This window comes from Polaromonas sp. P1_G2 (assembly GCF_056405515.1).
Genome location: NZ_JBFUBY010001320.1, coordinates 1 through 424, shown reverse-complemented (window position 1 = coordinate 424; position 424 = coordinate 1). Strand labels below are relative to the sequence as shown.

Annotated in this window: 1 protein-coding gene; it reads right to left on the bottom strand. The window is 62.7% G+C overall.

Annotated elements, in window-relative coordinates; all coding sequences use genetic code 11:
- On the bottom strand, window positions 1-424 hold a 424-nt coding region (locus AC1D0P_RS30355), incomplete at both ends, for a type VI secretion protein IcmF/TssM N-terminal domain-containing protein (protein ID WP_477680125.1).

Sequence of the window (424 nt, the reverse complement as noted above, 5' to 3'; positions counted from 1 at the left end):
GATCAGCCCCCAGCGGAAGAAGGCTTCGCGGCGGATCGCCCGCATGTCCTTGGAGACCCAGCCGGCTTCGGGGTAGATGACCTTGGTCAAGAGGTCGTAAAGGAAATAGCTCTTGCCCTTGCCCGACATCTGGGCGGTGCTGGGGCTGGCGAAGCTCGTCTGCATCGCCCCGAGCAGTTGGTCGATCGGCGTGCCTTCCTGCGTGCCCGAGGTCAGGTAGAAACCGCGGAGATTGACATTGGCATGATAGCGGGTGGGTTCGAAGATGGTGGCGAGGAATTGGGCAATCGGGTCGCGGAGATTGGCGATCTGGCTGGGGAAGCCGAAAATGGCGATACGGTCGAGCGCATCCGGCTCGCTCTGCAGGAGGTCGGCCGTCTCCTCTGTCAGCCGCATGACGAGATCGTCGATCTCCGCCGGAACC